21 protein-coding genes are annotated in these 17,505 nt (G+C 53.5%); 4 read left to right on the top strand and 17 right to left on the bottom strand.

Features of this window, described 5'->3' with window-relative positions; all coding sequences use genetic code 11:
• The first annotated feature begins 6 nt into the window (after positions 1-6).
• Positions 7-1,245, top strand: coding sequence for an AAA family ATPase (locus tag KHQ24_RS06755; protein WP_211777184.1), 1,239 nt, complete (start codon positions 7-9; stop codon positions 1,243-1,245).
• A 64-nt stretch (positions 1,246-1,309) separates the two neighbouring features.
• Positions 1,310-1,996, top strand: a complete 687-nt coding sequence (locus KHQ24_RS06750) for a retron system putative HNH endonuclease (RefSeq protein ID WP_228288882.1) — start codon at positions 1,310-1,312, stop codon at positions 1,994-1,996.
• A gap of 246 nt (positions 1,997-2,242) precedes the next feature.
• On the opposite strand, the gene KHQ24_RS06745 is transcribed toward KHQ24_RS06750, so the two are convergent.
• From KHQ24_RS06745 to KHQ24_RS06665, 17 genes are all read right to left on the bottom strand, one after another.
• Positions 2,243-3,340 (bottom strand): phage tail protein, encoded by a 1,098-nt coding sequence (locus tag KHQ24_RS06745; RefSeq protein WP_211777183.1) that lies wholly within the window; start codon positions 3,338-3,340, stop codon positions 2,243-2,245.
• The gene (locus KHQ24_RS06740; protein WP_065520901.1) at positions 3,340-3,552 is read right to left on the bottom strand and encodes a hypothetical protein; all 213 of its coding nucleotides are present in this window, start codon (positions 3,550-3,552) and stop codon (positions 3,340-3,342) included. Before KHQ24_RS06740 ends, KHQ24_RS06745 begins: the two co-directional genes overlap by 1 nt.
• A complete protein-coding gene (locus tag KHQ24_RS06735) occupies positions 3,549-6,575 on the bottom strand; it encodes a phage tail protein I (RefSeq protein WP_211777182.1) in 3,027 nt (1,008 codons plus the stop codon). Before KHQ24_RS06735 ends, KHQ24_RS06740 begins: the two co-directional genes overlap by 4 nt.
• The gene (locus KHQ24_RS06730) at positions 6,565-7,488 is read right to left on the bottom strand and encodes a baseplate assembly protein (protein WP_211777181.1); all 924 of its coding nucleotides are present in this window, start codon (positions 7,486-7,488) and stop codon (positions 6,565-6,567) included. The genes KHQ24_RS06735 and KHQ24_RS06730 overlap by 11 nt, the downstream gene beginning before the upstream one ends.
• Position 7,489: 1 nt before the next feature.
• Positions 7,490-7,840, bottom strand: a complete 351-nt coding sequence (locus KHQ24_RS06725) for a GPW/gp25 family protein (RefSeq protein WP_211777180.1) — start codon at positions 7,838-7,840, stop codon at positions 7,490-7,492.
• Entirely contained in the window at positions 7,837-8,424 is a 588-nt protein-coding gene (locus tag KHQ24_RS06720) for a phage baseplate assembly protein V (protein WP_040228480.1), read from the bottom strand. The genes KHQ24_RS06725 and KHQ24_RS06720 overlap by 4 nt, the downstream gene beginning before the upstream one ends.
• A complete protein-coding gene (locus tag KHQ24_RS06715; RefSeq protein WP_211777179.1) occupies positions 8,421-9,056 on the bottom strand; it encodes a phage virion morphogenesis protein in 636 nt (211 codons plus the stop codon). Before KHQ24_RS06715 ends, KHQ24_RS06720 begins: the two co-directional genes overlap by 4 nt.
• Positions 9,053-9,520, bottom strand: a complete 468-nt coding sequence (locus KHQ24_RS06710; RefSeq protein ID WP_032411298.1) for a phage tail protein — start codon at positions 9,518-9,520, stop codon at positions 9,053-9,055. Before KHQ24_RS06710 ends, KHQ24_RS06715 begins: the two co-directional genes overlap by 4 nt.
• Positions 9,521-9,712 (bottom strand): peptidase, encoded by a 192-nt coding sequence (locus KHQ24_RS06705; protein ID WP_228297971.1) that lies wholly within the window; start codon positions 9,710-9,712, stop codon positions 9,521-9,523.
• Entirely contained in the window at positions 9,702-10,022 is a 321-nt protein-coding gene (locus tag KHQ24_RS06700; RefSeq protein WP_223226889.1) for a DUF2570 domain-containing protein, read from the bottom strand. The genes KHQ24_RS06705 and KHQ24_RS06700 overlap by 11 nt, the downstream gene beginning before the upstream one ends.
• A gap of 20 nt (positions 10,023-10,042) precedes the next feature.
• Positions 10,043-10,588, bottom strand: coding sequence for a lysozyme (locus KHQ24_RS06695; RefSeq protein ID WP_032445027.1), 546 nt, complete (start codon positions 10,586-10,588; stop codon positions 10,043-10,045).
• Positions 10,585-10,869, bottom strand: coding sequence for a hypothetical protein (locus KHQ24_RS06690; protein ID WP_020324103.1), 285 nt, complete (start codon positions 10,867-10,869; stop codon positions 10,585-10,587). Before KHQ24_RS06690 ends, KHQ24_RS06695 begins: the two co-directional genes overlap by 4 nt.
• A complete protein-coding gene (locus KHQ24_RS06685; protein ID WP_211777177.1) occupies positions 10,860-11,060 on the bottom strand; it encodes a tail protein X in 201 nt (66 codons plus the stop codon). Before KHQ24_RS06685 ends, KHQ24_RS06690 begins: the two co-directional genes overlap by 10 nt.
• Positions 11,060-11,575: a head completion/stabilization protein gene (locus KHQ24_RS06680; protein ID WP_048024509.1), complete on the bottom strand. Its 516-nt coding sequence runs from the start codon at positions 11,573-11,575 to the stop codon at positions 11,060-11,062. The genes KHQ24_RS06685 and KHQ24_RS06680 overlap by 1 nt, the downstream gene beginning before the upstream one ends.
• 112 nt (positions 11,576-11,687) lie before the next feature.
• Positions 11,688-12,545 carry a phage terminase small subunit gene (gene gpM, locus KHQ24_RS06675; RefSeq protein ID WP_211777176.1) on the bottom strand — a complete coding sequence of 286 codons (858 nt, stop codon included), beginning with the start codon at positions 12,543-12,545 and terminating at the stop codon, positions 11,688-11,690.
• 49 nt (positions 12,546-12,594) lie between these two features.
• Entirely contained in the window at positions 12,595-13,629 is a 1,035-nt protein-coding gene (locus tag KHQ24_RS06670) for a phage major capsid protein, P2 family (RefSeq protein ID WP_047694575.1), read from the bottom strand.
• A gap of 9 nt (positions 13,630-13,638) precedes the next feature.
• Positions 13,639-14,478 (bottom strand): GPO family capsid scaffolding protein, encoded by an 840-nt coding sequence (locus tag KHQ24_RS06665; protein ID WP_004213106.1) that lies wholly within the window; start codon positions 14,476-14,478, stop codon positions 13,639-13,641.
• A gap of 156 nt (positions 14,479-14,634) precedes the next feature.
• Between KHQ24_RS06665 and KHQ24_RS06660 the strand changes: the two genes are divergently transcribed.
• Positions 14,635-16,362, top strand: a complete 1,728-nt coding sequence (locus KHQ24_RS06660; RefSeq protein ID WP_211777175.1) for a terminase large subunit domain-containing protein — start codon at positions 14,635-14,637, stop codon at positions 16,360-16,362.
• Complete coding sequence (locus KHQ24_RS06655; protein ID WP_211777174.1) at positions 16,356-17,417, top strand: phage portal protein; 1,062 nt, start codon at positions 16,356-16,358, stop codon at positions 17,415-17,417. The genes KHQ24_RS06660 and KHQ24_RS06655 overlap by 7 nt, the downstream gene beginning before the upstream one ends.
• The last annotated feature ends 88 nt before the right edge of the window (positions 17,418-17,505 follow it).

Below are 17,505 nucleotides of genomic sequence, written 5' to 3'. Positions count from 1 at the left end.
AAAATAATGCCAATAGAACGATTGCATGTTAAAAACATTAAACGATTCCCGGAAGTTAACGTTAAATTCAATGACAATTTTAACTTTATTACAGGCCCCAATGGTTGCGGTAAGACATCTATTCTTGCAGCAATTGCTCACTGTTTGAGCTGGAATGGTGAATATTCTAGACATCAAGATAACAGTGAGTACTGGATAGATGTTAATGAATATGGTGAAAAATTTAGATTCGGTTCTGGTCCGGGATTTTTAAGGACAATAAAATATAGGCAAGACCAAATACAGACGTTTGTCACACCTCCTTCTGAAGAGGGTCGTAACTCATTTGATCTGAGTGATGTTAAAACGAGATACAAATTGCCCCCTTTAGTTATTGGTGCACAGAGAAAAATAGGTTATAAATCTATAAACGGTGTTACCAGAGAACAAGACAGCGAAGCAAGTATTAGGGAATATTGTAACAAAGCTCTACACTCTCTTTACAATAATTCCTCACGAGATGTAAAGCAATGGCTTATCAACAGATACTTTATAATAGATAAACCATGGGCAAAAGAGGAGAAAACAAACTGGGACCATTTGATCAAATCGTTACCAGTAATTGGACCATTCAATAGTGAATTCCAGTATATAGAAACAGGGCGCGATCTTGAGCCTGTTTTTTCAATTTATGATAAAAATTGTTTCCTTGAGGAACTTTCATCAGGGTTTCAGGCTATTTTGTATATTATTATTGCAATATTTGAATGGGTGGAAGCTTGTTTACCCGTAGGAGAGCGAAATGTAACAACAGCGTGCGGAACTGTGTTGATCGATGAGTTGGACAACCACCTACATCCGGAATGGCAGCTGACTGTAAGGGAGGGAATTGCAGCTATATTCCCTAATATACAATTTATAGTAACAACTCATTCCCCCCACCTTTTAGCCTCGGCAAAAAAAAATGAGATCATCATGCTTCCATCATCATACCCTGATGAAAAATATGAATTCCAACCTTCGGATAAAGCATATTCAGGGTGGAGTACAGATTTAATTTTGACTGAGCTCATGGGTGTGACAAGCCTTGACAACAAAGATTATGAAACACTGGTAAAGTCTTGTTATGAAAACATTAAGAATAATAACCTTGATGCTCTCAAAGAAAACTATGCCCGTCTAGAATCTATCTGCCATCCGGGTGATGCGGTGTTAATCATACTCAAGACGCGCATAGCAGGCATGGAGGCGAAAGTAAATGATTAAATTAACTCGCCCCCCTGAACCCCAGGTTTTATGCGATAATCGTGCAGAGTGGACCCGGTGTATTATGGAACTGGTCGATAAGTACAATGAGTACAAAAAAATACCTGCTTCTGAAAAAGAGGCCGCATTAAAGCATTATCGTCATGACGATATTCGTAACGCACTGAAAGAAAGTTCTTTTCACAAATGCGCTTTCTGTGAAGGTATTCCAGCCGAGACTGGCTTTGCTGAGGTTGAACATTTTCATCCGAAATCTATATATACTAATAAAGCCTTTGAATGGACAAATCTCCTTTATAGTTGCAAGGCTTGTAATAACAAAAAACTTAATCATGATACTCAGCAGCACCCCATAATAAACCCTTACGATCTTGATCCCAGTGATTGCTTTACATATACAGATATCATGATTGAGCCCAAAGAGGGGGCTAACCATGATATCGCAAAAAAAACGATTGAAGTATGTGGCTTGTCTGATAAAAGGCTTTTTTCAGCAAGAGGCGACATTCTCGTAAGCTTCCGTATTTTTGAGGCTGACATCCGTGAGGCGATGGAAGAATTTGACCTGGCACGTACTTCGTCAAATAAACAGAAACGTGCAGGAAAGATAAACGATGCGCTTCGCACGATTGAAGAACTGGCGCAACCTAAAGCGAGACTCTCAAGCTTTTGTGCCTATCTGCTTGCTAATTCAGAAATATATCAAAAAGCCAAGCAACGTCTTCATGAATACACGAGAGAGAACTTATGAAGATATCTAGGTTCGAGTACGATGTAGATCCGAATTGCGGAGAGTGATTTCTCGGTTTCCGTTTTTATTAGAGAGGTAAAAAAAATAATAACGGTGTATAGACGCAGTGAAATACTTAGGCTTTACTAACGATTATCGTTGTTAAAATGATGAGCGCCAACGGAAGAGACCGTTAGCACTAGTTTAAGCAGTAATATATGACGATACACTATACTAGTAAACAAGGTCATTATTGACCTTGTTTTTTTATGCCGTTCGCTTCCACATACAAAGGGTAACGTATTCGTTAGTCACATCAATCGACTCGTTCGAGGATTCTGTCTGACCATCCATATCGGTATAAGTCCCTTCAGTGAGGGCGAGTGGACCGCTTTTTTGATTATCTGTTCCGTGGGTAGTATTAGGATCCCACGTGGCCCCGGGTGATCTGTCGCCTGAACGATGCCAGTGGGGGGGGAGGTTATCGGCTTTCAGTATTACCTCGTTATTGCCGCCGGTCCTACCATACTGAGAACCAATCCGTACCACTCTGTCAGCAAAGGTTTCACTTAAGTCGACCCATGTCTGCCAGGGAAAGCGAGTCGCCGGGCTTTGTTCTCCAGAGATGATGATCCCGACGTAAAAAATGGCGTCAACAATAGCCTTGTATCCGACTCCATCTCTGTCCAGCCCCAGCGACTTTAGCGCCTCTGATGGATTGCTCAGATCGGACAAGTTTTTCTCTTTTTGCAGTGCGCCGTCGATGCGCGAGTCATTTCCTGCGGCTACCGTTCCCACCTCGGTGCCCACGTCCCGCGTGGCTGAATTCCCCAGCCCCAGATTCTCCCGGGCCTCTTCGGTATCGTTTAAATCAGAAAGGTTTTGCGCTCGCCGCAGATAGCGTTTATCGCCCTTTTCCTGCGTGATGGTGGCAAGCGCCGGATCAATAACCAGATTCACATTTGAGCTGTGCGTCAGCGTCAACACCAGCGTCAGAATGATCTCTTTGATAATGGAATCCGATTGCGCCGGGAGGTATGTCGCCGGGTATGTGCCGTAAGCGATGAGCGTCCCCTTAGCGCTAACCAGCCCCGCTTCTCTGAGCGTTTTACCTGGATAATCCTGGCAGTTGATAACGATCTGACCGCTGATAAAGCCCTCATAGCTTGAATCAGAGTCAAAGGTTTCACGGCCAAACTGACCAAAAAGCGCCGTCACCGCCGCCAGCTCATCGGGATCAGTCGGCAATGTCACGCCGCCACCATCGCCGATCAGCACGGAGGTAATATGCACAACCTCCCCCGCCTGATACGCGGCCTCGATTTCGGCGGCACCCGCCGTGGTTAGTGTCAGTCCCGTGGCCATTATGCCTCCTCACTTTTTGTTTCTGGCTCAATGCCGTACACGCTGGCAAGTCGATCATAAAAATCATCACTTACGGTCTTGCGGTCAGCATCGATATCGCCTTCATCAAGATAAATCACGCCAGCGATCTGAAGTCGGTTCAGGTGTTCCAGGAAAAACGCATCGGTCTGACAAAAGTCGATCAGGCTTTTTAATTGATTGAATGTTTTCATAATTTGTTCGTTATCCAGTTGCCGGGTAAATCGTCGTAATCGTCCAGACCTGCACAGGCATAAAACGCGTAATAGTGCGCGGTGACGTTCGGCACCTTACCCATAAATACCAGGCCTTTGCCGGTCAGTAATGCGCAGCTCCTGAATATTGCCGTTGTGGTGACAATCTCCGGGTAACTCGCAAGATTAAATATCGTGTTAACGTCGCTGCGTAATGACGCGCAGCCGTCAAACAGATACCCCACCGTCGTGACCGCCGTGGTGTTGAGTAATCCCGCCCCGACGATTTCCAGCGCACTACATTCCGAAAAGACATTCGTGAATACCGTGGCACTTATGCTGGCGGCAAAAAGACCGGCTGGCACTGAGCGCAGGTTTTTACAGCCCCTGAAAGTCTGGCCGTAAGAGGTCACCAGCGGGTTGCCGCTGAACAGGTTTTCCGGTATCTCCTCCACGCCGGTATTCTGGAACGTGGCGCCAAAAGAGGTAATAAGCGAACAGGACGCGAACAGCGTCGGGGGAATATTTATCAGTGAGGAGCAACCGTAGAACGTCGATCCGGCACTGGTCAGCAAGGTGTTGTTTTTCAGTAAATCGCCGGGTAATACCGCCAGTGAGGTGCAGCCCGAGAATGTCAGCGTTAACGAAGTGAGATTGATGCAACCATCAAGCAGGCCGGATGGTAGCGCGATGAGTGCAGTACAATCCCGGAATGTCGATCCCATGCCTTTCAGGGACACCATGTCGCTGAATAGTTGTTTTGGCAGTCCAGCCAGCGCGGAGCACTTTTCGAACAAGAAATCGACGGCTGTCACTTTGGCGCAACCGGCAAACATATCTCCCGCGAGAGAAACCAGAGAGCGGCAACCTGAAAACGTATAGCCCAGGCTGGTTAACGCGCTACATCCCCGAAATGCGCCGTTCCCCACAGAAACCAGCGAAGTACAGTTTACAAAAGCGTATGTGAATGTCGTTATCAGCGCTTTCTCAGCAAAAGCGTCAGCATCAATTTTCGTGAGCGATCCACAGTTAGCAAAAGCGTATGAGAAAGTGGTGACTTTCGCGCAGTCAGTAAAAGACGGGAGCGCCGTCAGGCTGCTGCACCCATAAAACGTACTGGCAAAGGTCGTCACCTCTCCGCAGCCGCTGAAAATATCTTTCGCTACAGTTTCAAGAGAGCGGCAGCTGTAAAATGCAGAGGCGAATGTCTGCGCCAGGCTACACCCGGCAAATAAACCCGCGCCGACCGTTTTCAGTGAACTGCAACCAGAAAAGACTGTCCCGAAATAGGTGACTTTCGCCAGACCTGCAAACAGGCCGGCAGGAACAGAAAGAAGCTGCGAACAGCCAGTAAATGCACCACCAAAATGATTCGCTTCAGAACATGTTTTGAACAGGTTTGCGGGGATTGCTGTCAGTGCCGCGCAATTCTGGAATACGCCGGTGAATGCGCCGCCCGGAATATCCGCAAACATATCAGCAGGCAAGGCAAGAAGATTTTTACACGCCCTGAAGCTATAAGAGAATGTCCCTGCTGAACCGCATCCTGTAAATATTCCCGTGCCGATATTTGCAAGCATTGAGCAACCATCAAACGCGTAACTGAAATTCACCGCAGATACACAGCTGTGGAACAGATTATTGCCGATACTGATCAGGCCGGTGCAGCCTGCAAATACCGATGAGAAGTCGATCGCATCAGGCTGGTTTGCAAATAGCCCCGATGGAACCTCAGTAATCGATGTACACCCTCTGAATGCATCTGAAAAATCCTCTATCTTCATGCGAGAAAACAACGATGCCGGAATACCTGCAAGCGACGAGCAGTTGGTAAAAATATTTTTGCAGTTATTCACGTTTGGCAAATCGTCAAATGCTCCGGGACGAATAGCCATTAATCCGGTGGTATCCAAAGCGAACCCTGAAAGATGACCTCTTTCCCCTGTAACACTAATCAATTCCACAACAGGGTTCAGTTTCGAAGAATAGTTAGATAAACGGCTGCGCAGACAGGCGGTTTCCGTGTTCTTAACCGTGATGGTGTATTCCTTTCCCTGTACTAATTCACGTGTAGGAATAACCCAACCTGAAGCTTCACTGGCGGGATCGAAACGGTAGTCCCGGCTGTCAATGCCGTCGCCATAGTCAACCGTGAAACCCTCGTCCATATGAGCAAAGAATATTGGCCTGGTTGCACTGTCGATGCGGGTAATGAACTTCATTACCGCGACCACTTTTATGCTGATCACCGCACTGACGCCATTAGTCGTCGTAACGGTGACCGAACAGGTACCTCGCTTCATGCCCGTAACCAGAATATCGCCGTTTACTATCCGGGCGGTCGCGATTGTTTGATCCGATGTAGTTACCGTAAAGGTTTTATCTTCCGCGTATTCGGGGAGAATTGTCACCGTGACCGTTTCCGCGTCACCAGGGGCCAGATTCAGCTCGTAGCGGGATAAAATCACCTGCAACGGGACAAAGCGCGGCGTGATTTTCTCCGTGGCGTACATGTAACCGGCCGCATACGAGGTTCCCTGAAGTCGGCCAAATACATGAACGGAAAACCAGCTGCGCAGATTCCTGGCGCGCAGCACCGCCAGTTTTAGATCCTGCTGGTCGTATTCCGTCACCGGCAAATCGTTCTGATACACGTTCAGGCGAAAGGTATACGGATCCCCTTTCGGGTTCTGATTGAACCATTCAACAATATCCGTCCCGAAAGGACTGTCCACCAGGGCATGACGGACGGCGGCGACCGTACCACGATGGCGGTGGATGTAGTGGGCGCGCTTGATCGCATCGCGTTTCTTTTGTTCTGACCAGTTAATATTCCAGGTATCAACCTGATATTCCCACGCCAGCCACGGCAGCAGCGCCAGCGGGCAACTGTCCGGATCTTTAACCCAACGGATCAGATATACCGGCAACCTCTCCAGTGCGGCGGCGCTGGCCCTGTCGATGGCCCGTTCCACGGCGGTGGCGTTGGGTGGCAAAATGCTGGCGGGATAATTAGCGGTCATAGTCCATCACCACAAGATTGATTTTTACAGAGGTGCAATGAGGCGCTTCGCCCATCGTCGCAACGACGTCGGCGGCCGGTGAATGCAAATCGACGGTAACAACGCCGTCCTGATGCAGCGCCCCGTCTATGCCCGACCGTGCAGCGGTGGCGTTGATAAGATGCACAGAGGCGGTGTATTCGTTCAGTGCTGCGGTGGCTTTTTCCAGCACCGTGGCGGTGTCCACGCCGTAAGGGACGTAAATGTCAGCAACCACCTGATAATTCACAATCACGGCGGAACGGACATAATCAGTCACATAATCCGTAATCGGGCGCACGTCCTCCGGGTTCACCGCTGCCAGGACTTTATCGAGCAGAGCCTGCGGGGCGGTTCCATCCCCGGTGCGTGACAGCACGTAGAGGAAAACGCGGCCCTCCTGGTTATGTGTTTCAGGGCCATAGGCGCGCACGTCGAGCACATCCGCATCAGCCCCGCGCGCAAAATAGTGATAGGCATTACGGGCGCCCGCCGTGCTCAGGCGCGCCCATGAGAGCAGCGCGCGGGCGCGCAACTCTTCGTCGCTTTCGTATACAGCGTCTGCCTCGTCGGTGGCTTCAGTAATCAGCAGACGTTCAGTGTCAAAATTACCCGCGACCTGATCGAGATCCGCCCCCAGGGCGCTGGAAAGCAGCACCGCGCGCACGGCTTCATTGATACGTTGCAGCAGATTGATCTCGCGATAGGTGAATGCCTGAGCCAGCGCGGCCATCGGTTCAGATTCAAGCAACAGCGCAGCAGACACAGAAGCCTTAAGTTCCGCAGGCATGGCCGCCACGATAAGCGCCCGGATATCAGCCAGCACCGTTTCAAAATCCGGCACCTCGACGATATCAGGCTGCGGGATCTGAGATAAATCGACGGACGTTTGCACGCTAGCTCCTTAACCTGATGGTGTTGCTGGTATCTGTCATGGTTTCCGTGATAGTGCCGGCCAGTTCAGCAGTCACCGCGCCTGTTTCTGAAAACACCACATTGACGCTGGTCAGACTGATCCGCGGCTCCCACTGCGCCAGCGCAATAGCGGTGGCGCCCATCAGTTGCATGCGGGTGACGTTGTTCTGTGGCGCATCGAGTAAATCAGGTACCACACTGCCAAAGTCCCGGCGCATCACACGGGAGCCTGTTGGCGTGGTGAGGATTTTTGTCACGGACTGCCAGAGCTGATCGTGATCGGTCAGCGCGCCGGTGCCTTCCGGGTTCATCCCGGTATAACTGGCTGTCATTGCGGACCTCCCGTGGTACTCCCGCCAGACTGCACGCCACCGTGTTTATGTTCATGTACGGTGATCCCGTTTGACTGCAACACGCCGCCGGAATGGAGCACGTCACCGGCCATCGTGCCGCCGTGGGTCAGTTCGAAAGTGCGTGTTTTGAGGTGGTTTGTGCATTCCACCTCCGGCGTGTCAAGCGTGACGCGGGTTTCGGCCTGGATATGCGCGGTTTTAATGCCGGTCACGGCCAGTGCTCCGGCATCGTCGGTGGCGTCGTAATGCAGGCGAGCGCCATCCGGTGCGGTGATGATGATTTCCAGCAGGCTGCTGCCCGTTGGCGGATTATCTGCGCTGTATGCAGAGCCAATCACAAACGCGTTTTCAGGGTTGCCGCCCGGACAACCGATCCAGACCTGCTCCCCTATCGATGGCGGCAGCCAGATGCTGAATGCCCCGGCGCGGGTGACGTTCCATCGGATCCAGGTGGTCAGCAGTCTGCCGGAGCGAACGCGCACCGCTTTCTTGTCGGCGCTGATTTGCTCCACCACCCCCTGGCGCAGAATGTTTTCCAGCAGGCGCATCAGTTCGGCATTCATGACGCACCGCCCAAACTGCTGATAACGGCGTTTTCCGTAGCGATAAGGTCTGCCGGAGTCATGCCCAGCAGTTCGCGCGCTGGATACTGCGCGTAAGCTCCCGGGCCAACTTCATCCTGGAGGCCGCACTGGTGAATACGGGCAATGCGCGCAGCGATGCCGTCAAATCCTACGGTGACGCCGCCCGCGTCCGGCCTGAGCTTCATAAAACGCAGGGTGCGCAGGCGGGTAAACATCGGTGCTTTTTTTGTCTCTGAATGCGTAGCTGATTGCGTTTTGATTTCCAGATACCGCTCGATATCGGCACGGTAGAAGGTGCGGATATCCCGGCGCTTCTCGTCAAAACCCGTGATTGTCCGGCCATATTTACCGCGCCCACCGCGCCAGTTTTTCAGCGCCCGCACCTCGTTATTCCAGAAGAACTTGATCCCCTGCTGGGTGCGGTAAACCTTACGGCGGCGCACGGCATAGCCGCTGCCGTCCGGGTTTTTCTGTGACGCGATGCGACGCTGCTGACTGCGGCGCAGTGCCAGACCAATTTTGCGCGCGGTACGGGTGCGCCCCGCCGGGCTGACGCCGTCGAGGATGTCCTGAAAGACCTGATCCAGCTCGCTGAACATGCGATCGCTCACGCTCCGCCCTCCTGAAGCATGCCTTCAAATACCAGCCCCCAGCCTGCGGCGTGAGGGGCCAGCACGCGCGGGCGAGGCTCCGGCAAATGCTCGGCGCACGGCACGCCGTTTTCATCCAGTTGAACCAGTACACGCTGACTCACCGGCAGCTCAAACATCAGATCGGCGGTGTCATCGTTGTTAATCAGCGTGGTGAATTTAATCTGCTGGTTTTTATCCGGGTTCAGCAGCAGATCGGGTTGATTAAACCAGAGCCAGGCCATCAGCGGCAGCGTGAAGTCGTCAATGCTCCCGGCGTAGTTCATGACGAACAGCACCAGAGAATATCGATACATGAAAGACGGCGTTTCACCGGTGGTTTCAATGCCACCCTCTTCAACGAACACCGTCCAGGCTTCCGGGTTCGCCCGACACCAGGTGTTTGCTTTCTCAATGGCGGCACGGAGGGTGTCTATCTTCAGCATTTATGGCTCCTTACGGGTGTTCTGGCGCAGGTTGTCCCACTGGCGGATCGCCGCTTTGTCAGCATTGCAGGCATCAAGCGCATCCATCAGCCTGTCGCTGAATATTGCCACCGCGCCCCAGGTCACTGGCTTATCCAGCGCCGGACGTGGCGTCTCTTCGGTCAGGCTCTCCGGGACGGGTTCACGGACCAACTGAATGATCGGCGCGGGCGGTGCGTTTTTGCAGGCTACGGCTGACAGCGTCAGGCACAGGAGTAACAGCGCACGTGTCACCATTGAACGCGGCCTGCATTGCTTCACGTCGGCGCTCCCCTTCTGCATTACGCTGTTGCTCACGGACTTTTACCTCTGCCAGTAACTTATGGGTTTGTATGGCGGTCGCCTTCACTTCCTGGATAACCTGGTCGTAGCCGGTCGCCGTTTCGGTCAGCAGCTTGTTGCGGGTCCGGGCCTCGCTCAGCTGGTCGGTCTGCCACCAGACAGCAGCCAAAAGGACAAGCATCACAATCACGCTGCCCGCCCTCATGACGGCGTACTCAGGCCCAACAGGCACCAAGCTTTAAAATCGTTGCGCCGGTTAACCAGTCCGGGGGAGCGCTTACCGCCCGCATTGACAAAATCAGTCAGCCTGTTGCACATCTGCGGCCATTGTCTGGCCTGAGCATGCTTCCAGATCGTAGTTCTCTGCTTGCGTCCGTTTTTATCGGTGAACCACATCAGCCCGGTGCAGCCCAGATTCAGGGCGGCATCCGTCATGGCCTCAAAGGTGAGCTGCGGCATGTCGGCGCCGTGGAAATTGTTATTGATGCAGTTTTCTGCCCGTTGCAGATCGTTGATCCAGCGCCGCGCTATTTCCTGGTTGCTGTATTCGCGGTTTTCCACGCCGCCCGTGGAGCCGATACCAATGGTCAGAGCACCCGCCGTGCAGTAATAAGGCGTGCTGCGGCAGTCTTCCCAACCTGCAATTTTCTGCTGCCCTTCTTTCGACGTTCTGACGCTCCCGGGCGCCAGCGAAATGCCCAAGGCCACAATCACCGCAATCGAACATTTTTTGATGATGTTCTTCATGCCGGGTTGTCCCCGTGCAGTTGCTCCAGCAGCTGCCGCTCGCGGTCCGACAGGTTACGGGTTTCCGCCTGGCGGAGAATCTGCTCGATCAAGTCGTTGCGGCGCTGGCTGGCCTGCTCAATTCGGCGGCGATGAATCGCCAGCCGGACGGCGGAAACAATCCCCAGAAGAAGGCCAGCCAGCGCCAGCTTTTCGCTGACGGTCATCACGCCCACACCGGTCACCAGGGCGGATGTTGCAAACGCAAAATATTCGTTAATACGATCCAGAGTCATTCCCATAACTGGACGGTTACCCGTTCCACCTCGCTGGTTATCACGGGCATGTCGATCTCCTGCCCGGCATTCAAAAAAACCTGGTTGCTCAGTCCCGGATTGGCTTCGAGCACCTTCTCCGTGACACCTGCGGTTTTGCCGTAATGACGCCAGCAGAGCTGATCAACCGTGTCGTTTTGCAGCGCCCTGACTTTCATCAGAACAACTCCGCATAGATACGGGCTTCTTCCCGTATATCTGAAATACTCCAGCGCCCGTCCCGCCAGAGATCGTCTATTTGCCTGTCCAGGGCCTCCGCATCCTTGTCGCCCTTTGGCGTGGTGCCGACGTCCCTGTAACCTTCCAGTACGCTGGCGCGCGTGAAGGAGTAGACCGCGCGCCGGAAGCGATAAACTTTTGCGCTTTCGCCGTTAATCTGCTCGACAGGTTCACCGGCGGAAGTCAGCAGTACAGAAGCCAGCGATTCAGCGCCTTCCGCTTCTCTTTGCTTACGCCAGTCTTTCAGCTGATCCGCGACATGCAGCGCGGCCTCCGTTGCCATATGCATTAATCGGGATGTTGTAATGTCACCGGCGATGCGGGCAGCGAGGCGCAGATCGTGGAGTTTTACCGTCGGCCAGAAAGTGCCGATGGCAATCTGAGCGCCGCCGTCGTCCACGTCTGTCACATCACTTTCAGCAGGTCTGACGGGGCGCTGTGCGATAAAACTCATCGTCGTTTCTCCGGTAGGTCAGGCGGTGGGCGTCCGGTAAAAAGACCGCATTACGGGCAGATCGCCGGGCGCGCCGCCTGTGGCGCGGGGCCAGTTCATTACGCTTTGGCGTTTACTTTGTGGCGGTTTTCGTTGTCTTTTTTGCCGCCGTTTTGCGGGTGGCTTTTTGAGTGCCGGCCGCCGTTTTCGTCTGCTTGCGCGTTCGTGTTGCTTTTTCTGTTGCGGGTGTTTCGGTTGCTGCTGTATCGCTGGATGAAATCTCATCTTCCGCATCACCACTTGCCGCGCTGGTCTGCGGCGCCTTTTTCAAAGCGCTGACCAGAGAAGCGATCTCCCGTTTCACACCGGCCCCCGGGTTCAGGCTCATGGCTTCCCGGAAGAGTTTCAGCGCTTCGCCTTTGGTTTCCGCGTCTTCCGTGCCGCGACGGCAAAACGCCCTCACCTTGCACAGCTTCGCGCGGACCTCATCCGGCATATCACTGTCAGCCACAATTTCGGCCAGCTCGTCCAGCATGGGGATATAGCCTGACAAATCGGCTCCGGCGTCCGTGGTGGCGAGGTTCAGAATGGGATTGCAGATTTCCTCGGCCAGTACCGTGGGTGCCGGGCGGCGATAGTTGTCATCCGGCATGCTCAGGCCATGCTTAACGACATAGCGCCCGATACGCAGCGCCAGCGCATAGTCGGAGCAGTCCACCGCCCACACCATCAGCGTGGTGATGACCGGATCCGCGCGCCCGCTGTCGCCCTCGATCGTGCCGTCAATCCATCCCTGAAACTCAGGAAGGATGCTGGCCTTTACAGCGGCCTTCGCCTGGCGGGACTGGATTTGGCTTAGCGAAGATTTATGCATATGCAGGCGAAAGAGGATCTGCTCATGCGCGGTGCGCGTCTCCGCGTCACGCTCATCACTGATGCCCCGCCTCTCTGCCATGACCTTCTGAAAGTGTCTTTGTGCCGGTGTCAACATGGGTTCATTCTCCTGGGCGGGCTTGCTGCCCGCCATGTGATGGGGATTATCAGGCGAATGTCACGCCGTCGATCATGGCAATCATGCCGTACTCTTCAATGACATAGTCATCATTGCTGGACTGGTAAGTCGCCACGCGGTTGTAGTGCGGCTCTTCCCGGATAGAGCGACGCAGGGAGCCTTTCTGGTAGTACACAGAGAGGTTTTTCAGGTTGGTGATGAGCACGACATCTTCAGGAATGCCCGGGACAAAGACCGTCGGCAGACCGCCGATCTTTTCCTGGCTGACAATGAGCTGCGCGGCCAGTAGTTCGGTATTCGGATTGGTCTGGCTGAGCGCGTTCACTTTCGGCAGGTTCACTTTCAGCAGCAGATCGGACGAGAGCACAGTCACCAGGCCGGGAGCGCGGCGGAACCAGGGATCCATAAGGCTGTGACGCGCATCAAGCACGGCGGCATCAATATTGCCGTAGGTGCCTGACGCAATTATCGCGTTATTCTCATCACGGGAGGTCAGCGTGATACCCGGCATAATGCGCTGCGGCGCTTCATTGCGGATTTTTTGCAGCCAGCCAACGCCGCAATCCTGCAATAACGGGTAGGTCGTGCGGTCGGAGTTTTCAGAGTAATGCGTGCCATTAAAGCCAATCATCTGGCGATCCAACCCCAGCTGACGAGCCATCGCATTACTGATTAATGACTGAAATTCAGGGTGACCGGCCCACGCGTCCAGCTCCGCATACGAAAGCGCATAGTCATAGTTGGTTTTGCGGCAGTGGTAGTTCTGCGGCTCTTTGTTATGGTTCGGTGCAGGGTTACGGCGGTTGGTGCCGTCCGAGCTGTTATTGGTGCTCGCCATCGGTCCCTTACTGCCAATTTTTACTTTCTGCCCTTCCTGCTCTTTAACCCCAAAGTGGTTAACCAGCTTCATGAAGTCATCCGACTCCATGGCGGCCTGTTCCAGTTTTTGCTGGATAGTCGGATCGACGCTGAAACGATTGGCAACGGCTGAGGGTGAGACACCGTTCAGATGTGCCTGGCGCACAATGTACTTATCAAATAGTTCGCGGGTCTGGTTTTCCATGGTTACCTCTTAGAAGTCTGCAAGCTGCGCGCTGCTGTTGCCGGTTGCCGCCGGTCGTGCGCTGTAATTTTCTGCGGGCTGGAGCTGAAGCTGACCGCGCAGCTCGTTAAGTTCGCTGGTCAGTTGCTGAATGGTGGCTTTATCCTGTTGGCGGTCCTGTTCCAGGGCACTGAACCGGTCAATCTGGTCTGCCTGAGATTGAGCAACGGCTTCAACAACCTGATGCAACTGACTGAACCGCTGATCGTCGGTTTTCTGGCCTTTACCAAGGATGCCCATCACGCGGTTGAACCAGTTGACGCCCTCCTCGCTGCGATGAGCGGCCAGTTCGATCACTTCAGCTTCAAGCGCATCAGAGAACAGCGGCGCCTCGATCTGCTGGTTATTGAAGGCCATCACCTGCGCGCGCTGCTGCGCGGCAAATTTAAGGCGCTCAGTCCCCAGACTTGCCGGGGTGTCCGTCATCGCCAGGCCGACCACATACGCCTTACCGTTAAGGGCAAACTGCGGATGCAGCTCAATACTGGAATAGATTTTTTTTCCTTCATCGGTGAGCTGCTTCATTCGTGCCGAAGCGTCGATCTCGGCATAGAGCGCCGTACGACCGGCCAGCGGCCCTTCGGTGATATCCTCCGCGCTTAAAGCAACAACATCCCCCATGGCGCCAAAATTGCTATCAGGAAGCATGGAGAGATAATGCTCCACATTCACGCGGGCGCCGTAAACGGCCGGGTTGTAGCTCGCCGCCGCATCGCGGAGGTGCTGCGGCTGGATCTCGCGCCCGTCAACGGTGGCGCCGGAAACCGCAACGCGAAACTTTTTGCGGGCGGGTTTAGTCGTGCTGGCCATGTCGTTTTATCCTGTTGATTAATGTCAGTCGCTGCATCATGGCAGAGCCTGAAAGCCCGGCGCCACGCAGTTTTGTTGTCGGAGAACGGCCAGACCTGAAAGCCCGAGCCGCGGGGATCGCGCGCAGGTAATCTCCCTGCTCAAAAGGGGGAAGTGATGATTCAGGATGCGTTTATTCGATTAAGGGCAAAGCAGCTCTACTGGCAGGGTTACCCGCCCGCCGAAATTTCGCGACTCATGGGTATCAACTCAAACACGGTTTATTCCTGGAAAAAACGTGACGAGTGGGACGACACAACGCCTATCAAACGGGTAACGCAATCCATTGATACCCGTCTCTGCCAACTGAGCGCGAAAGACAATAAAACTAGTGGCGATTTCAAAGAGATTGACCTGTTAACCCGGCAGTTGAAAAAGCTGGATACCGGGCAGGCCTCCACTACAACAGGCGTTAAAAAAACCAGTCGTCGCAAGAAGAAAAATCACTTCTCCGAGGAGCAGATCGAGGCGTTGCGCTTAAAAATTCTCGACTCTCTCGCATGGCACCAGCGCGGCTGGTACGAACAACGAGATCAGCGTAACCGGATGATCCTCAAATCACGGCAGATTGGGGCAACCTGGTACTTTGCCCGCGAGGCATTGCTGGGCGCACTAAGAACGGACGTTAAGCACGACTACCAGCGCAACCAAATTTTTCTGTCAGCGTCCCGCAAGCAGGCGCTCCAGTTCCGCAACTTCATCCGCAAAGCGGCTGAAGAGGTGGATGTCGAACTTAAAGGCGGCGAGCAAATCACGCTGTCAAACGGCGCGGAGCTGCATTTTCTCGGGACATCGGCGGCGACCGCGCAGTCCTACACGGGGCACCTGCGATTTGATGAGTTTTTCTGGACAGGAAACTTTATCAACCTGCGCAAGGTTGCCGGAGCCATGGCAACCCTCAAAGGCTTAACGCGTACGTACTTCTCCACGCCATCCAGCGAAAGCCATGAAGCCTATCAGTTCTGGACCGGCGATCGGTGGAATGCGAAACGGCCTAAAGCGCAGCGCATTGACTTTGACGTTTCATGGAAGAAAACGCATAGCGGCGTGCTTTATCCGGACAAAACCTGGCGGCAGATCGTCACTATTCAGGACGCTATCAACAACGGCTGGGACTACACCGACATTGATGAAATCAGGGAAGAAAACAGCCCTGACGAATTTGAAAACCTGTACATGTGCGAGTTCGTCAAAGACGGCGAAAGCGCGTTCAATCTTAGCCAGTTACTGGGGTGCGGTGCTGACGGGTATGACGACTGGCCCGACTGGAAACCGTTCGCCAGTCGCCCTATGGGCCAACGTGAGGTGTGGCTGGGCTACGACGCCAACGGCGGCAGCGGCAATGGTGATGCCGGTGCTCTGTCCGTGACGGTCCCTCCCCTTGTGGCTGGCGGTCGGTTTCGCACGGTTGAATTGAAGCAACTGCGAGGGCTTGAGTTTGAACAACAGGCGGCGGTCATCAAAGAGGCTGCCGAGCGCTACAACGTCACTCACATCGCCATTGACGGGCAAGGCGTCGGGGAAGCGGTCTGGCAGATTGTTAAAAACTTGTTCCCGGCGGCTATTTGCTACCAGATGAGCCTCTCTTCCAAGCGCGCCCTTGTCCTCAAAATGTTGCAGGTCATACGAGCTGGCCGCTGGGAATATGACCGCAGCGAGCAGGGTCTGGTCAGAGCCTTTAATGCTGTTCGCAAAGTCGTTACGCCCGGCGGCTTCATCACTTACGAAACGGACCGTTCGCGCGGCGTGAGTCACGGTGATATGGCATGGGCAACCATGCTTTCGATTATTAATGAACCATTGGGCCAGGAAAGTGGCGGTGGTGGTTTCGCAATGGGATGGTAACTTTGAAAAAGAAATACGGTAAAAAGCCGATAGCCAGCACCGCCGGTTCTGACATTGCAGAGTCACTGAAGGCCGATCCCGCGTTGACAGCGTTCAGCTTTGACGGTCCTTATCCCGTGCGGGATATGGCCGATTTGCTTGACAATCTCTATTGCCTGGATAACGGGCGATACTATGAAACACCGGTAGATTTTTATGGGCTGGCTAAAGCTCCGCGCCAGAGCGCCTGGCATGAGTCTGCCCTGTACTTCAAACGTAATGTGCTCACCGGCTGTTTTATCCCACACAAGCTGCTCAACCGTCAGACCTTCTCGGCCTTCGCGCTGGACTGGTTCACGTTTGGCAATGCCTACCTTGAACTCCCACGCAATCGCCTGGGCGGGCCACTTCCCTTCCGGCATTCACTGGCGAAATACACCCGGCGCGGGAGTACGGACCTCGATCAATACTGGTTCATCCGTCGCTGGAAAGAAGAGCACACGTTCAAATCAGGAACGGTTTGTCACGTTCTCAACCCTGATATTAATCAGGAGGTCTACGGTATGCCGGAATATATGGCAGCACTGCTGGCCGCCAGCCTGGCCCACTCCGCTGACATGTTCCGTAAGCTGTACTACGACAACGGATCGCATGCTGGATGCATTGTCTATATTGGCGCCGGACAGGTTGACGATAAAAGCATGAAGGCAGTCAAAGAGACGTTGACCGGTGCGCGCGGTAAAGGCGCATTTAAAAACCTGCTGCTGCATGCCCCAGGCGGCGGCAAAGACGGCGTTCAAATCCTCCCCTTCCAGCAGATCACGGCGAAAGATGAGTTTATCAACATTAAGAACGCCACACGTGACGACATACTCGCAGCGCACCGTATCCCGCCCCAGCTGATGGGCGCCATGCCAGAGGGAAACGGATCATTTGGGGATATCGAGAAAGCCGCCCGGGTGTACGCTATCAACGAACTGACACCCGTGATGGAGGCGCTGAAGGTGGTGAACGAGTGGATCGGAGAAGAAGTGATCCGCTTTAACCCTTACGCGTTGCTTACCCCTGAGAAATAACCGCCAGAAAATTCAGTTTCTTTAAACAACATCAGCCATGTATAACAGGCCAGCGTTTTCGCGGGCCTCAACTTTTCTGCTTAAAGAA

Source organism: Klebsiella sp. 54 (assembly GCF_018223875.1).
Taxonomy (GTDB): Bacteria; Pseudomonadota; Gammaproteobacteria; order Enterobacterales; family Enterobacteriaceae; genus Klebsiella; species Klebsiella quasipneumoniae.
This window is presented reverse-complemented; position numbering and strand designations above follow the sequence as displayed.